Source organism: Mycobacterium sp. NGS27 (assembly GCF_059813005.1).
On record NZ_JCALDT010000002.1, the window covers coordinates 609,766 to 625,330 of the forward strand.

A 15,565-nucleotide genomic window follows, 5' to 3' on the forward strand; every position below is an offset into this window, starting at 1 on the left:
ATCCGAATTGGGCTGGGGCCCATGGATTGAGGAGAGAAGACATGGCAGACGCCGACACCACCGAGCGCGACGTTGATACGGAGATCGACACACGATCGGCCGCCGAAGATGCCGCAGATGCCGGTTCGGAGGAGATCGATGACCTGGAGGAGCGGTTGGTCGCCGAGGGAGAGATAGCCGGCGACTACCTCGAAGAGTTGTTGGACCTGTTGGACTTCGACGGCGACATCGACTTGGACGTCGAGGGCAGCCGCGCCGTCGTAAGCATCGATGGCAGCGACGACTTGAACAAGTTGGTGGGTCGCGGCGGCGAGGTTCTCGACGCGCTCCAGGAACTCACCCGACTGGCGGTGCACCAAAAGACCGGAGTGCGAAGCCGATTGATGCTCGACATCGCGAGCTGGCGCCGGCGGAGGCGGGAGGAGCTGGCGGCGCTGGGCGACAAGGTCGCGCGCCGGGTGCTCGAATCCGGCGAGCGCGAAGAGCTTGCGCCGATGACGCCGTTCGAACGCAAGATCGTGCACGACGCTGTCGCCGCGGTCTCGGGGGTGCACAGCGAGAGCGAGGGCGTTGAGCCCGCGCGTCGCGTGGTCGTCCTGCGCGGCTGACCCCACAGAGTTACAGCGGTGTAGTTTTCCCGTCGTCCGCCGGCCTGCGTCAGTCGTGCGCACCGACTAGAGGATGTTTCACGTGAAACATGGCGGCCCCACGAACCCCGGGGCGGACCGCTCGGCGGACGCCGGGAACCACAGCGGCGAAGACGCCGCAGCCGCAATCTTCGGCGACCGGTTCGAAATTGCACGACGGTATGCGGAAATTCTCGCTACCGCGGGTGTGGAACGTGGGCTGCTCGGCCCGCGCGAAGTCGACCGCATTTGGGACCGCCACATTCTCAATAGCGCGGTACTCGCCGAGCTCCTCGACCGGGGCGAGCGCATTGTCGACATCGGCAGCGGGGCGGGGCTGCCGGGGATACCGCTGGCGATCGCGCGGCCCGATATCGAGGTCGTGTTGCTCGAGCCCCTGCTGCGGCGTAGCGAATTTCTCAACGAGGTCGCCGACGAACTAGGGTTAGCCGTCGAGGTGGTCCGAGGCCGTGCGGAGGAACCGGGAGTGCGTAACCGGTTCGGGGAGAGGGATGCTGCGGTGTCGCGAGCGGTTGCGTCGTTGGACAAGTTGACGAAGTGGAGCTTGCCGTTATTGCGGCCCGCCGGGCGGATGCTCGCCATCAAGGGGGAGCGGGCCTTCGATGAAGTTGAACAATTCCGGCGTGTGATGACAGCATCGGGCGCCGCTGATGTCAGGGTGGTGACATGTGGCGCGAACTATTTGCGTCCCCCCGCAACCGTAGTTTCAGCGCGACGCGGAAAGCCGCCGCACCACAAATCGGCACGGACCGGGAAGGCCGGAAACCGATGACTTCTTCAGGCGATTGGCCCCCGGCCTCGCAAGCGCCGGCAGGCGTCCACGGAGCGGGCGCGGCGGGCCCAGCGGCGGCGAATTCGGACGTGCCGGCACCGCCGCCGGTCGCCTCCGCGCCGACCGCGACGGCGAATGTTTCACGTGAAACAGTGGTCGATTTCGACACCCCGATCGGAGCGGCCGCCGAACGCGCGATGCGGGTGCTGCACACCACCTACCCGCCGCTGCGCAAGCCGTCCCGGCGCCGGGTCTTCACCGTTGCCAACCAGAAGGGCGGAGTCGGCAAGACGACGACCGCTGTCAACCTCGCGGCCGCGCTCGCACTACAGGGACTCAAGACCCTCGTCATCGACCTCGATCCGCAGGGCAACGCGAGCACGGCGCTCGGCATCACCGATCGGCAATCGGGGACGCCCTCCTCCTACGAGGTCCTACTCGGCGAGGTCGCCGTGCACGACGCGCTGCGGCAAAGCCCGCACAATGAACGCCTGTTCTGTATCCCGGCCACGATCGATTTGGCCGGCGCCGAAATCGAATTGGTCAGCATGGTGGCGCGCGAGAACCGGCTGCGCACCGCACTGGCCGACCTCGAGAACCTGGATTTCGACTGCGTCTTCATCGACTGCCCGCCATCGCTCGGGCTGCTGACCATCAACGCGCTCGTCGCCGCGCCGGAGGTCATGATCCCGATCCAATGCGAGTACTACGCCCTCGAGGGTGTCTCGCAATTGATGCGCAACATCGAAATGGTGAAGGCACACCTGAATCCAAAGCTCGAGGTGAGCACCGTGGTGCTGACCATGTACGACGGGCGCACCAAACTCGCGGACCAGGTCGCCGAAGAGGTACGCCGGTATTTCGGGAGCAAGGTGTTGCGCACGGTCATTCCGCGCAGCGTGAAGGTTTCCGAGGCACCGGGCTACAGCATGACCATCATCGATTACGACCCCGGCTCACGCGGGGCGATGAGCTACCTCGACGCGAGTCGCGAACTCGCCGAGCGCGACTGACCACCGAAGGGACGACCATGACGCAGCCGTTACGCAAAAAGGGTGGCCTCGGCCGGGGCCTGGCTTCGCTTATCCCGACCGGTCCCGCGGAGGGCGACTCGGGGCCGGCGACGCTTGGCCCGCGGATGGGCGACGCCGCCGCGGACGTCTTGATCGGGGGTCCGCCACCGCAGGACGCGTCGTCGATGGGGGCGGTCTATCGCGAGATCGCGCCGGCCGACATCGAACGCAACCCGCGTCAGCCCCGGCAGGTTTTCGACGAGGAAGCCCTGTCGGAGCTGGTGCACTCCATCCGCGAGTTCGGCCTCTTGCAGCCGATCGTGGTGCGAGCCGTCAAGGATTCCACTACCGGTGCGCGTTACCAGATCGTGATGGGGGAGCGGCGCTGGCGCGCGGCTCAAGAGGCCGGCCTGGCGACCATCCCGGCCATCGTGCGCGAGACCGGCGATGACGATCTGCTGCGCGACGCCCTGTTGGAAAACATCCACCGGGTCCAGCTGAACCCGTTGGAAGAGGCGGCCGCCTACCAACAGCTGCTCGACGAATTCGGCGTCACCCACGATGAACTGGCGGCGCGGATCGGCCGGTCGCGGCCGTTGATCACCAACATGATCCGATTGCTCAAGCTGCCGATCGCGGTTCAGCGGCGGGTGGCCGCCGGAGTGCTGTCCGCCGGTCACGCTCGCGCCCTGCTGTCGCTCGAGGCCGGCCCCGAGGCTCAGGAGGAGCTGGCCACCCGGATCGTCGCCGAGGGACTCTCGGTGCGGGCAACCGAGGAGGCCGTCACGTTGGCCAACCGGAGTGGTACGGCCACGCCGACGGCCCCGCGCCGCAAACCCATCCAGATGCCGGGCCTGCAAGACGTTGCCGACCGGCTGTCGAACGCCTTCGATACCCGCGTCACGGTCAGCCTGGGCAAGCGCAAGGGCAAGATCGTGGTCGAGTTCGGTTCGGTGGACGATCTACAGCGGATTCTCGACGTTATGTCCCCGCCCAAGGCGTGAACGAGGACACCGTGTAATTACGTCACTGTGACACTCGGACAACTTTTGTGACAAATTCATCCGTCCCGGGTGCTGTGGCTCGACGAAACGGCATGCGCATCAACGACTTTCGAACATAGGCGGCCGCGGCGGCGCCACGAGGCCGGCCGTGATGCGCGCCAATCTCGATGACCAGGCCAAAGCTGGCCCGATGACGACCACCTCTCCTATCCTGGAGGGGTTGCCGGCGCAGATGGCTGCAGTACCGCACAAGAGCCAGGAGGCTAGTGTCCGCTCGAATCATGCCGCTACGGCTCGAGGCATTCGAGCAGCTTCCCAAGCACGCACGCCGGTGCGTCTTCTGGGAAGTCGATCCAGCGACCCTCGGTAATCAGGACCACCTCGCCGACCCCGAATTCGAAAAAGAAGCGTGGCTGTCGATGGTGATGCTGGAGTGGGGATCGTGTGGGCAAGTCGCCACCGCTGTCCCGGACGAGCGAAGCCAAGCCGAGCCCCCGTGTCTGGGATACGTGTTCTACGCGCCGCCGCGGGCGGTGCCGCGGGCACAGCGGTTCCCCACCGGTCCGGTGTCCGCCGACGCGGTGCTGTTGACGTCGATGGGCATCGAACCCGGGCCGGCGGCTGACGACCTCCCGCACGGCTTGATCGCCCGGGTCATCGATGAACTGGTACGCCGCGGCGTGCGCGCACTCGAGGCGTTCGGCCGTACCCCGGCGGCGTCGGAATTGCAGGATCCGCGCTTGGTCGGACCCGACGTACGGCCCGTGCTGGAAGCCGTCGGCGACTGTTCGGTGGACCACTGTGTCATGGATGCGGAATTCTTGAAGGACACGGGTTTCGTTGTGGTAGCGCCACATACGTACTTCCCGCGGCTGCGGCTGGAACTCGACAAGGGCCTCGGCTGGAAGGCGGAGGTGGAGGCCGCCCTGGAGCGCCTGCTGGAGAACGCACATCTGGAACAGCCGGTCGGCGCCGGCTCCACGGCAGCGGGGTCTACGACAGCGAATGCGCCTGAAACCGCCCCGGGCGGTTGAGGATTAGGAGCCGCCGAGTTGGCTGGTGCGTTCCACCGACAGCTCGTGGGCCAGCAGTTCGGCGAACGTGAAGGTGCCGGTGGGGCGGTCGTTCTTGCCCAACAGGTAGAGCCGCTTCACCGCGGCGAGGATCCCCTCGGCGATGGCGTCGCGGGCCTGCGTCGAGACCAGCATCGAGCGGTCCCGAGGGTTGGTGATGTAGCCGACGTCGACCTGTACCGTCGGCATCCGCGTCAGGCGCAGCAGATCCCACGTCCTGCCGTGCGTCCGACAGTCCCGTAAACCGGTGCGAGCCACCACTTCTCGCTGAATGAAGTCGGCGAGGTTGCGCCCGATGGTGGACACCGAACCGTGCGAGTTGCCGAAGTGAAAGGAAGCCACCCCGTTGGCCGCGGCGCTGATCTGACTTTCGCAGCGCAGGCTGATCATCAGGTCGGCGCCGACGTTATTGGCGGTGGCGGCGCGTTCGGCGTCGAGGGGGCTGCGGTTGACCGGTCGCGACAGGAATGTCTCCATGCCGATGGCGGCCATCCGCCCTTCCAAACGACTGCCTAAGTCCCACAACACATCTGCTTCGCTGATCGGTCCCGACGGGCCCTGCATGATCGTGCCGTGGTCCGCGCCGCCGCGGCCCGGATCGATGATGATCCGCTTGCCAGACAATTTGGGGCCAGATGAGCGAACCAGCTCTTCTTCGCGGAGCGCATGCGGAGATCCGCCGGTGACCCGCGAACTCAGGAAATGGAAGGAGCGCAACGTTTCTGGGCCGCAGATACCGTCGGCGGAAAGCCCGTACTCGCGCTGGTAGGACATCAATGCGTTGTGGGTCTGCAGGCCGAAATATCCGTCGACCAGGCCGGTGTAGAAGCCCAGATCTTGCAACCGCGCCTGCAGCGTTGCGACGTCGTCGCCGAACAGCGGGGCCCCGAATTGGTGATACAGCGTGCGGGCACCGAGCCGATACGACGCCTCCTTGAGCGCGCGGTAGGTCGCTTCGCCGACGATGCCGTCCACCAGCAGGCCGCGATGCTGCTGGAAGGCACGGACCGCTTGGTCGAGTTCGGCGTCGAAGAGTTCGAGGGCCACGTGCCGGCCGGTGTTGAGATCGTCCTCGGAGCTATCCAGCAGGCCCAGTGTGACCAGCGTCGCCCGAATTTCGGTCACAGCTGCGCTGTGGTCACCACAACGCAGCGCGTCGCCGTATTCGCGGCGCGGACTCGACATACCAAGGGCCCTCCGGGACTATTCACAAGCTCAGATGTTGGGCAACAGCTACCGGTATTGTCGCAGACGCTTCTCAGATTTCGGAAAACCGCAGGCTGTGCGCGGGGCGTGGTGCGGCGACGTAATTGAAATCAGCTGAGGTTGGGAACCGCGTCCGAGAGCTCCCGCAGTAACGCCGCCTTGCCTTTCGCGCCGACGATCCGCTTCACCGGCTGCCCGTCTTTGAACAGGATGAGGGTGGGGATGGAGACCACCTGGAAATTCTGTGCGGTTTCGGGGTTGGCGTCCACGTCGAGCTTGGCGACCGTGAGCTGTTCGCCCCGCTCGCTGGCGATTTCCTCGAGAACCGGCGCCACCATCTTGCAGGGGCCGCACCACGTTGCCCAGAAGTCAACCAGCACAGGCTTATTGCTGGATAGCACGTCGGTTGAGAACGAAGCGTCGGAGACTTCTATTGTGGCACCTGCTTTTTCGGCGTCGGTCATTGTGGTGCTCCAATCAATGTGTCGGTACTGCCCGGAAATTCGGTTGCGTCGCCTTGCGCGGCGGCGCTGGACTCTTCGTGGTCCGCGAGCCAGCGCTCGGCGTCGATGGCCGCCGAGCAGCCGCTGCCGGCGGCGGTGATGGCCTGGCGATAGGTGCGGTCCACCAGGTCCCCGGCGGCGAACACCCCTTCAATCGACGTACTGGTGGTGCGGCCACGCACCAGCACATAGCCCTCGGGGTCGGTCTCCAAAACGTCGCGCACCAGCTCCGAGCGCGGGTCATGGCCGATCGCCACGAACACCCCGGTCACCGCCAACGTCGAAACCTCACCGGTGCCGGTGTCGCGCAGCCGCAAACCCGTCACCGTGGACTCGCCCTCGACCGCCTCGACCGCCTTGTTGGTCACGATGGTGATCTTGTCGTTGGCCCGGGCGCGGTCCAGCATGATCCGCGACGCCCGGAACTCCTCGCGCCGGTGCACCAACGTCACGCTGCGGGCAAACCGGGTCAAAAACGTCGCCTCCTCCATCGCCGAGTCCCCGCCGCCGATCACAGCGATGTCTTGATCCTTGAAGAAGAACCCATCACAGGTCGCGCACGAGGACACGCCGCGGCCCAGCAGCTCCTGCTCGCCGGGCACCCCCAAATACCGCGCGGCGGCACCCATCGCCAAGATCACCGACCGCGCCCGCACCGTCTCACCCTCAGCCGTGGTCACCGTCTTGACCGGACCGTCGAGCGAGACCGATTCGACGTCCTCCATCCGCAGATCCGCACCGAAGCGCAACGCCTGCTCACGCATCTCATCCATCAACTCCGGACCGGTGATCCCGTCGCGAAAACCCGGAAAATTCTCCACCTCGGTGGTCGTCATCAACGCCCCACCGAATGACGTCCCCTCAAACACCACCGGCGCCAACTGCGCCCGCGCCGTATACAGCGCCGCGGTATACCCAGCAGGACCCGAACCAATAACGATCACGTCATGCACAGTGTCGGAGGTCATGAAAACCTTTCAAACGATTCGTCTCTGGATCTGTGTAAACACCAGCGTAGGCACGGCTGTTCCCGGGTGGGTCGCACCAGCTATCGCACCACATTAAGGGCGGGGGACCCCGGTGTTGGCCAGTAGGCCGGTATCGGCGGCGCTGCAGTTGGGGGAGACCGCAAAGACGGCCAGGACGTGTGGGCTGTCGCCGGGTACCACCAGAACGACGCCGGGGCGGGCATTGATCTCGACCGGGCGTGCGCCCAGGATCGGCGTCGACGCCGGATAGCCGAGGCCGGTGAGGCAGGAGGCGCGCCGCCCCGGGTCGTCGAGCGTTCCGTAGTCGGGGCTGCGGTCGAGCAGGCCGAGGATCTCGTTCCGCGAGAGCGGGATCTCCATCGGTGGTGTCGACAGCGTGATGTGCTGGACGTCGCCAGGGGTATCCGGGACGGGTTCGGGAGCATGCAGGAGCGCGACGGTCCCGACGCCGATCGCGAAGAGCACCGCGCACAGGCCCGCCGCGGCCGCGATGGCCCGGGCCGGACGGATGTGTGGGCGAGCGGAGTGAACGGGCGGTTCCGGCGCATCACCGGAAGCGGGCTCTGCGGAACGCAGTGCCGCCGCGATCCGGGCCGTTACCCGCGGGGGCGGGTCGGGTGCGGAGCCCTGGTCGGCGCCGACGGCGGCGACGTCGTTGCGGACCCGGTTCAAGGCACCCAGCACGGCGGCGGCTTGCGGGTCAGCGCGGACTTGGCTGCGGAGGCGGGCGGCGGTCTCGTCGTCGAGGAGCCCGGCCTGTAGGTCGGCGAGCAGTTCGACGGTCAGCGGTCGGTCTGATCCCGGGTTGCGGTCACTTGCCGCATCGTCGTCCGGTGCACTCATCGCACACAGTGTCCGTCATGCGCGCCCCGATGGCCACGCATAGCCCCGCGCGGCCGGTTGCATGTCGGGCACAGTCAGGGCTGGCCGGCGGCGTCTGGCAGGGCGTGTGTGTCGGCGTCGAGGTAGCCCAGCAGCTCGGCAAGCCGGACCCGGCCGCGAGCGCAGCGACTCTTGATCGTGCCTTCGGCGACGCCGAGCAGGCGGGCGGTGTCGGCCACCGAGTAACCCTGCATGTCGACGGCCACCACCGCGGCCCGCTGTTCGAGGGGAAGCCGCATCAGGGCGCGCTGCACGGCCAACTTGGTCTCGACCTGAGCCGTGCGGTCGGCAACCGGATAGATGTCTTCCAGCGGCACGGTCGGATGCGCTTTGGTGCGGCGCAGCCGGTCCAGGCAGGCGTTGACGACGATGCGGTGCAGCCAGCTGCCGACGGCGGCGTCGTGCCGGAATGCGCCCGCACCGCGATGCGCGGAAAGCATGGCATCTTGCAGCGCGTCTTCCGCGTCCTCGGGCGTGCGGGTGGTCAGCCGGGCAAGCCGGTGCAGGTGCCGCTGGTGCCGTCCGAAGAGCTCGCCGAAGGCGTGACGGTCGCCGGCCACATGGGCTGCGAGCAGTTCGGCGTCACTGCGCTCGTGCTTGGCGTTTCTCCCGAAGCCCACGGCCGGACATTAACCAATCGCCTATGGCGCGGCACTTCACTTGGACGGGCTCATGTGAGTGGGTCGAATGGGCCGCGGATCAGGACGCGGCCTGGACCGTGATCTCCGAGAATCCGGCTTGGCTCTTGCCGTTGGTGGATCCCAGGGTGGAGATCCACACCAGCAGATTCGACGTCGGCGAGCCCGCCTTGACCGGGATCACGTTGTGGCCGGGCTTGAGCGTGAAGCCAGGGGCCAGCACGGTGGTGTCGTTGAGGCTGGACGGCGTCGGCGAGGATGCCGCGCGGATCTCGACCTTGGTCCCGCTGCTGGGGGTGTCGATGCTGACTTGGCCGACGACGGTGGGGCTGGGCAGCTGCAAGATCAGCCCCTCGCCCTGCTTGAAACTGGGGAAGGGCACGGCGTCGGTGTACACCTCGGTCGCCCAGGCCGTCGAGGGATCGCCGTCGATGGCCTGCCCGGCCGTCCCCGCGTTGTCGGCGTCGCCGTCGGGGGAGAAGACCGTCGCTTTGGTGGGTTTGACGACGCTTCCCGCGGCCGCGGGCGGCGCGCTCGACGACGCAGGCGCGGATGACGACGACGAGGGCCCGTTCAGTCCGAGCTCGTCCTTGTTGAGGCCACCGCCGACGTTGCCGAAGATCTTGCTCACTATCGACGCCAGCACCAGCAGGGCCACCACGATGACGGCGAGGCCGGCGCCGACCCCGATGAGCACGTTGCGCCGACGGCGGGCGAAGGCCGCCTGCTCCTGACCGGGTGAGATCAACGCCGTCGAGGGCGAGGGCGAATCGTCGATGGGGCCGAGGACCTCAGTGCGGTCGGCGACCGCGGTGGCCTGCTGAAGGAGGTTCAAAAGCGTTGACGCGCTGCGTATTCCGCCGTCCTCCTGGACCGCTCGGACGGCGACCGCGGAGATCTGGAAGGGGATATCGCGGTCGAGGGACATCGGCTCGACGGGGTTGCCGGACGGGTCGCGTTCGGCCGCCGCGAGCCCGCTGCGCACCCCGCTCTCCACGATCGGCCACCGATTGACCAGTAAGGCGTAGAGCGCGGCGCCGATGCCGCGGATGTCGTCCTGCGGGTTGGCGTCGGGCATCGTCGCCGGGTAGGCCAGCACGACGTCGCCTTCGATGCTGACCCGCACTCGGCTGGGGTGGTCGATCGACAGGGCCACGCCGGCGCGGTGGGCCGCGTCGGCGGCGGCGGCCAGCGACTGCATGGCCCGCACAGCGCCCACCGGCGAGGGTGCGGTGTCGGCCACCTCCTGCAACGAGCCGCCGCGGATCCATTCGGATACCACCAGGCCGCCGGAGCCGGTGTGCACGACGTCGAGGACGCGGGCGATGCCGGGTTTGTCGATGCGGCTGAGCCGCAGGGTGCGCGACAAGATCTCTTGGAGGACCTCGTCGGGCAGGGCGCCGTCCGGGTCGACGAAGGTCAGCGCCACCTGCCGGTCCAGGGCGGTGTCCAGCGCCTGCCAGAACTGCAGCGGTGGGGCGCCGCCGTGGAACACCAGCAGCCGGTACCGGCCGCCGGCGATGCGGGCGCCGGGAACAAGGTGCACGTCATCTCCGGTGGAATCCGCCGTACGGCCGCGCGGCGCCTCGAACGGGGTCTGTGCATGGCGGGAGCCGGGGATATCGCCGTTGAACTGGTCCGACGGGCGGGACGGGGCGGACGGCTTTGGCCCGGCGGCGGGAATGTCGGGCTGGAAGTCGTCGGCGATCGGCCGCGGCAGCGAAGTATCTGAGCCTGTACCAGGGCCAGAGCTGGGGGCTGCGCTCTCCATCGGGCGGTCGGTCACCTCCGGTCCTTTCACTAGCCGGGCTCGGTTTGCCCGCTCCGGAGGCCTGCGCCGGATCGGCTCCTGGACCGCATTTACCCCAGGCGGGGACGAATTCCTCTGCTCAGGGTACGTGACCGGGCGCCGGTGGGACGATCGATCCGTGGCACTCGGCTTGCGCGGGCGCGGTCCGCGGCCCGTGATGCGGTAGCGCAGGGCGTCCAGGGCCGCCCGCGCCTCGGGGACCTCGGCGCGCAGCATGACCGCGGCGGTGATCGGCAGCATGATCAGCCCCAGCGCGACCAGGCGAAGCAGGGAACCGGCGCCGCCGTGGTCGGTCAAAGTGTTCAGCCCGAGCAGGCGGTCGACCACATGGGCGATCAATCCGGCCAGCATGGACGCGGTGAGCGTCACCAGGATCGTCCGGACTTCGCCGACGCCGATCAAGTGACCACCGGCCGGCAGCAAGGCCCTTCGCAGCAGGACGTAGCCGATGATGGCGCCGGCGAGGAACCCGGCGCCATTGGCCAGCCCCAGGAAGCCGGCCACCAGCTTGGGGTCGTCGGTGAGGTGCGGCGCCAGCACTGAGCCGAGGATCTTGACGGCCGTGATGACCAGGATGATGACGATCGGCGTCCACGGCTGTTCGCGCGCGTAGAACACTCGGAGCTGCAGAAGCACCAGCCCGTAGGGGATCAGCGTGAACGCCGAGAGGGTGATCGCGGCGCCCAGGTATCCGGCGTCGACGTTCCCGAAATGGCCATAGGCGAACAGCGCGCTGCCCATCGCGGGTCCGCCGACGGTCATGAACGCCACGATCGGGATGAGCGTGATCAACGTCAGCCGGGTAGCCAAGGACAGGTCGCCGAGCACGGCCTCGGTGTCGTCGGCTGCGGCGTTGCGGCTCAGCCGCGGCATGACGACCGTCAGCACCGTCACGCCGATCATGCCGAACGGCAGCATCAGGACCAGCCAGGTGTAGTTGTAGATCGCAGGTCCCGATGCCGCTGCGGTGCTGGCGATCTGGTTCCCGACCACCAGACCGAGCTGGCTGATCAGGACGTAGAGCACCATGGCGGCGGCCATGGTGCCGAAGCGCTTGAGGCGCTGGTCGATTCCCCACAGAGGACGCAAGTCGACGCGTTGGCGGCGCAGCGCCACCAGCAGCAGCCCGGTTTGGGCGAACACGCCCAGCGTGGTGCCGACAGCGAGCACCAGCAGCTTGGCGTTGCCCATCCGGACGGGATCGACCGAGAGCTCGCCGGGAACCAGTGCGTAGACCGCCAGGGTGACCAGCGCGACGACGTTGTTGACAACCGGCGCCCACGCCGTGGGCCCGAATACGTTGCGGGTGTTCAGGATCGCCATGAACACCGATGTCAGCCCATAGGCCAGGACCTGGGGAAGCAGCAGGTAGGCGAAGGCAATTGTCAGCGGCTCGTTGACTTGCGGGTTGCGGCCCAGCATCAACCGCACCAGCAGCGGGGCGGCCACTACCGACAGCGCTGTGGCGAAGATCAACAGCGCCGTCGTCAACGTGACCAGGCGCCGCACGAACGCCGCGCCGCCGTCGGGGTCGCTTTGCTCGGCGCGGGCCAGCACCGGCACGAAGATCGCGGTGAAGGTCGCCTCCAGCACCAGCGCCGCGACGAGGTTGGGCAGCTGGTTGGCCACCGAGAACGCGCTGGACAGTGCGGCGCCCAAGATCGCGGCCAACAGCACCACCCGGGCGAAGCCGGTCAGCCGGCTGATCAACGTGGCGAAGGCCATCGCCCACGACCGCGATACCAACGCCGCGTCAGACAGCTCGGGGCGCCGCCGATCGATCTCGGCGGCAACGGGCGGCAGTGGACCGGTCGGCGGCGAGCCCGCCGCACGGGACTGCCGCGACGGCTCGGGCAGGCGGTGGTGCGGTTGGGCCTGCCGATAGGTGGGGGTCATACTCGGTGCTCTTGTTCGACCCGGTCGTCGTCGGGGTCAGCGGCGGGCCGGGCATCGGGTGGGTCGGGGCGGTCCAGGTCGGCGGGGTCGGGCTGGCCACGGAACCGGTGCCACAGCCGTCGGCCGGCTAGCAGGATCAGGACCGCCGCGGCGGACAGCGTGATGGCGAACAGGACCTTGCCGTAGGCGTTGGAGTGCACCGACAATCGCACGGGCTCGCCCAGCCGCAAACCGTCCGGAGTCCGTAGGGTCGCGTCAACGGCGACGCGCTGGGTGAAGTTCACTTCGACCGGGATGCGCAGCGGCAGGTAACCCGGCGGCAGTTCGATCTGGCCGATGTCGGTGACGTTCATCCCCGGCGGCGCGTCGACATGCAGCCGCACCCGGATCGGGACGGCCAGGCCGTTGTGCAGCGCCAGCGGCAGCGGGCTGTGCTCGGTGGCCAGGGTGTAGGAGCCGCCCGGGTTGACGATCGTCACCGCGCCGAACAGGTCGTTAACCGTTTTGCCGACCACCACGAGGCGCTGCTGGGCCAGCCCGTTGCGGGTGTCGGGTGGTTCGGATTGGCTCAGCGCGCGCAGCATGTCCTCGCGCAGCGGGGCGGTGTACTGGACGCCGGTCAGCCCGGTGCGATCGTCGGTCATCAGCGATGCCGTCAGGCCCCACAGCCGGCCGACCTGCCCGCTGATGCCGGCGGTGACGTCGTCGCTGAACTGGCCGGGTGCGGAGGCGTAGGCGCCGACGCCTCCCTGCGGCTCGGTGCGGGCTTGTGCGGCTTGGTTGGCGTCGGCGACCACGGCCGGCAGCGGTCGCGGTACCGCCAGACCGGAGCGGATGGTGGTGGTCAGGGCGGTCAGGATGACCTGGGCGTCGTCGGCCTGCAGATTCCACGTCGACGGCGGAACCAGGATCTGGGTGCGGGGCTCGTCGCGGTCGAGCGCATGCCAGAAGATCGAGCCCAGCGCGTCCTGCCGGCGCGCGGTCGCGGAGTCGTGGCCCAGGCGAACCGTCAGGGACGAGTCCAGGTACGTCGGCACCCCGGGGGTGGTGCCCGCTCCGGCCAGCGCGGCGCCGACGGCGGGGTCGAACGGCGCAACCATGACTTGCGGGGACAACCGCCGCGGCGCGGTGTCGGCGCCGCTCCCGGGGGAGCCCTGCGCCTCGGTGGCCGACAGGTCGGCCGCGGCGATGGCGACCGTGTTGTCGCTGGCGCTGAGCAGCTTGACCATGCGGTTGGTCAGCGGACCGTTCGGCACCAGCGTGGCGCCGCGGATCGAGGAGACGTCCAGAATTTTGTCGACGATGCTGTTGGGGTTCGTGGTGGCGATGGCGCTCAGGCCGGGATCGTTGACGCGCTGGACGGCGTCCAGGTCGGCTTGCGCGTAGGGGAGCGGGGCCACACACGTCCGGTGGGCCAGGGCGCGTAGGCGGTTCAGCCATTCGGTCGCGGCGGCCTGCCCGGCGCCTGGGTGGGTGGGGGTGCCGGGCAGTTGGGCCGAGTCGTCGGGGGAGTTGGACACGACATAGCCGGCGGTCATCGCGTTGACCGTGACCAGCAGATCCGGGTCGATCGCCAGGCACAGCGCACGGCCGACGGCGCCGTCGGGGTCGACGTCGTGACTGGTGGCGACTTCGGCCGAGGCCAGCAGGATGTCGAGCCTGCCGCCGCCGGCCAGCGAGGTGGCCAGCTCGTCGTCAACCAACCGCACCGGGATGGTTCCGCCCGGCACGCCGGGAGCCAGCCTGGGCCGGTCGGCCAGCGGCCACAGCATGGTGATCAGCACCGGTTTAGAGGTGTCGGGTGCGACGGCGGAGCCCACGTCGTCGGCGCGGTCGGGCGGCACGCCCACCACGGGCAGCAGGAAGCGCGCATTGTCCAACCGGGCGGGTGCACCGTAGTCCGGTGTGCCGTTCACGTTGACCAGGACGGGGTAGATGCCCGGCTTCTCCGCGCCCAGCGACGGCTTGGTCAGGGCGCGCAGTGGGGCCGACAGGGTGAAGCCGACCTCTTGCCCGCGTTGCAGTTCGGGCGCCACTGTGAGGAAATCCGCGGCCGCCTGATACCCATCCGTGTCGCCGTCGAGGGTGGTGCGCAAACCCGCGGAGGCGGTGACGGGTCCCGCGTGCTCAAGGCGGACCATGACGTCGCGGACCGGCCGGTCGCCGATGTTGGTCACCATGCCGCTGACGGTCACGACGGGCGGACTGCTCGTGGTGACCACGTCGGGAGTGACTTGATCGATGCGAACCCGGACGAACGGTGTCACCCCCGGCTCGCCCGCCGCCGCACGCGGCGTCACCGGACCGGTGAGCACCGCAAGTCCGGCCACGATGGCGAGCACGGCGGCGATACGCACCAAGCCGGCCCACCGGAGACGCGGAGCTGTCACGGCCCCGGTCCGTGGCCGTTCTTTCGGCCCGTGGCCGGTTTGTCAGCATGCCGAGTCCGCGAATGGGTCTGAGGGCGGCGCCGCGGGGAGCTGGGCGGCAGCGGGGGGAGCGAAGCCGGACCGTCGCTTTGTAGCTTGTCGATCAGCTCGTCGGCCACGCGGGCCAGCCGGCGTTCGTCGGCGTAGGCCAGCCGGGACGGCAACTCGCCCATCGGGACCCAGGCCACCTCGGCGACTTCGAGGTCCTCGTCGGACAACTCGCCGCCCGAGAAACGCATTAAATAGTGGTGCACGGTCTTGTGCACGCGGCGGCCGTCGGTGACGAACCAATAGTCGATGCGGCCCAGCGCGGCGAGCACGCTGCCCCGGATGCCGGTCTCTTCGGCCACTTCTCTAATAGCGGTCTGCTCGGCGGTCTCACCGAGTTCGATGTGCCCCTTGGGCAGCGACCACAGCATCCGCCCCCGCCGGTCGATGCGTCCGATCAAGGCCGCGACCTGAGACTCGCGCGGTCCGTCGAGACCGTCGATGACCAGCCCCCCGGCCGAGGTTTCGTGGACGGTCCGCAGCTGATCCGGTCCGCGGCGAGACGCCCGGGATCGGCGCGATTTGATGGCTGTCGAGTCTCCGGTCGCTTGACCGGTGGTCTGCTTCTCGGACGAAGCCGCGGCGCCACGGCCCCGGCGCCGCCCCCGGCGCCGACGCGGTTTGCCTTGTTCGCCGTCCGACACCCAAGCGATAG

13 protein-coding genes are annotated in these 15,565 nt (G+C 68.3%); 5 read left to right on the top strand and 8 right to left on the bottom strand.

What is annotated here, in order from left to right; genetic code table 11:
* Nucleotides 1-41 precede the first annotated feature (41 nt).
* From AC5Y30_RS07520 to AC5Y30_RS07540, 5 genes are all read left to right on the top strand, one after another.
* Nucleotides 42-608 (top strand): Jag family protein, encoded by a 567-nt coding sequence (locus tag AC5Y30_RS07520; protein ID WP_499917444.1) that lies wholly within the window; start codon nt 42-44, stop codon nt 606-608.
* 73 nt (nt 609-681) lie between these two features.
* Nucleotides 682-1,419 (top strand): 16S rRNA (guanine(527)-N(7))-methyltransferase RsmG, encoded by a 738-nt coding sequence (rsmG, locus tag AC5Y30_RS07525; protein ID WP_499917445.1) that lies wholly within the window; start codon nt 682-684, stop codon nt 1,417-1,419.
* Nucleotides 1,416-2,432, top strand: a complete 1,017-nt coding sequence (locus AC5Y30_RS07530; protein ID WP_499917446.1) for a ParA family protein — start codon at nt 1,416-1,418, stop codon at nt 2,430-2,432. The genes rsmG and AC5Y30_RS07530 overlap by 4 nt, the downstream gene beginning before the upstream one ends.
* Before the next feature lie 17 nt (nt 2,433-2,449).
* The gene (locus tag AC5Y30_RS07535) at nt 2,450-3,436 is read left to right on the top strand and encodes a ParB/RepB/Spo0J family partition protein (RefSeq protein WP_499917447.1); all 987 of its coding nucleotides are present in this window, start codon (nt 2,450-2,452) and stop codon (nt 3,434-3,436) included.
* A 266-nt stretch (nt 3,437-3,702) separates the two neighbouring features.
* Nucleotides 3,703-4,470 carry an acetyltransferase gene (locus AC5Y30_RS07540; protein WP_499917448.1) on the top strand — a complete coding sequence of 256 codons (768 nt, stop codon included), beginning with the start codon at nt 3,703-3,705 and terminating at the stop codon, nt 4,468-4,470.
* Between the two features lie 3 nt (nt 4,471-4,473).
* Here AC5Y30_RS07540 and AC5Y30_RS07545 read toward each other — a convergent pair whose 3' ends face one another.
* The 8 genes from AC5Y30_RS07545 to AC5Y30_RS07580 form a co-directional block, all read right to left on the bottom strand.
* Nucleotides 4,474-5,694 carry an N-acetylmuramoyl-L-alanine amidase gene (locus AC5Y30_RS07545; protein ID WP_499917449.1) on the bottom strand — a complete coding sequence of 407 codons (1,221 nt, stop codon included), beginning with the start codon at nt 5,692-5,694 and terminating at the stop codon, nt 4,474-4,476.
* 131 nt (nt 5,695-5,825) lie between these two features.
* The gene (trxA, locus tag AC5Y30_RS07550; protein WP_406813330.1) at nt 5,826-6,179 is read right to left on the bottom strand and encodes a thioredoxin; all 354 of its coding nucleotides are present in this window, start codon (nt 6,177-6,179) and stop codon (nt 5,826-5,828) included.
* Nucleotides 6,176-7,186, bottom strand: coding sequence for a thioredoxin-disulfide reductase (gene trxB, locus AC5Y30_RS07555; protein ID WP_499917450.1), 1,011 nt, complete (start codon nt 7,184-7,186; stop codon nt 6,176-6,178). Before trxB ends, trxA begins: the two co-directional genes overlap by 4 nt.
* A 93-nt stretch (nt 7,187-7,279) precedes the next feature.
* Nucleotides 7,280-8,050: an RsmA family anti-sigma factor gene (locus tag AC5Y30_RS07560; protein WP_499917451.1), complete on the bottom strand. Its 771-nt coding sequence runs from the start codon at nt 8,048-8,050 to the stop codon at nt 7,280-7,282.
* A 74-nt stretch (nt 8,051-8,124) separates the two neighbouring features.
* Nucleotides 8,125-8,709 carry an RNA polymerase sigma factor SigM gene (sigM, locus tag AC5Y30_RS07565; protein WP_499917452.1) on the bottom strand — a complete coding sequence of 195 codons (585 nt, stop codon included), beginning with the start codon at nt 8,707-8,709 and terminating at the stop codon, nt 8,125-8,127.
* A gap of 79 nt (nt 8,710-8,788) precedes the next feature.
* Nucleotides 8,789-12,433: a lipid II flippase MurJ gene (locus tag AC5Y30_RS07570; RefSeq protein WP_499917453.1), complete on the bottom strand. Its 3,645-nt coding sequence runs from the start codon at nt 12,431-12,433 to the stop codon at nt 8,789-8,791.
* Nucleotides 12,430-14,823 carry a hypothetical protein gene (locus AC5Y30_RS07575; protein ID WP_499917454.1) on the bottom strand — a complete coding sequence of 798 codons (2,394 nt, stop codon included), beginning with the start codon at nt 14,821-14,823 and terminating at the stop codon, nt 12,430-12,432. The genes AC5Y30_RS07570 and AC5Y30_RS07575 overlap by 4 nt, the downstream gene beginning before the upstream one ends.
* A complete protein-coding gene (locus AC5Y30_RS07580) occupies nt 14,820-15,554 on the bottom strand; it encodes an NUDIX hydrolase (protein WP_499917455.1) in 735 nt (244 codons plus the stop codon). Before AC5Y30_RS07580 ends, AC5Y30_RS07575 begins: the two co-directional genes overlap by 4 nt.
* Between the last annotated feature and the right edge of the window lie 11 nt (nt 15,555-15,565).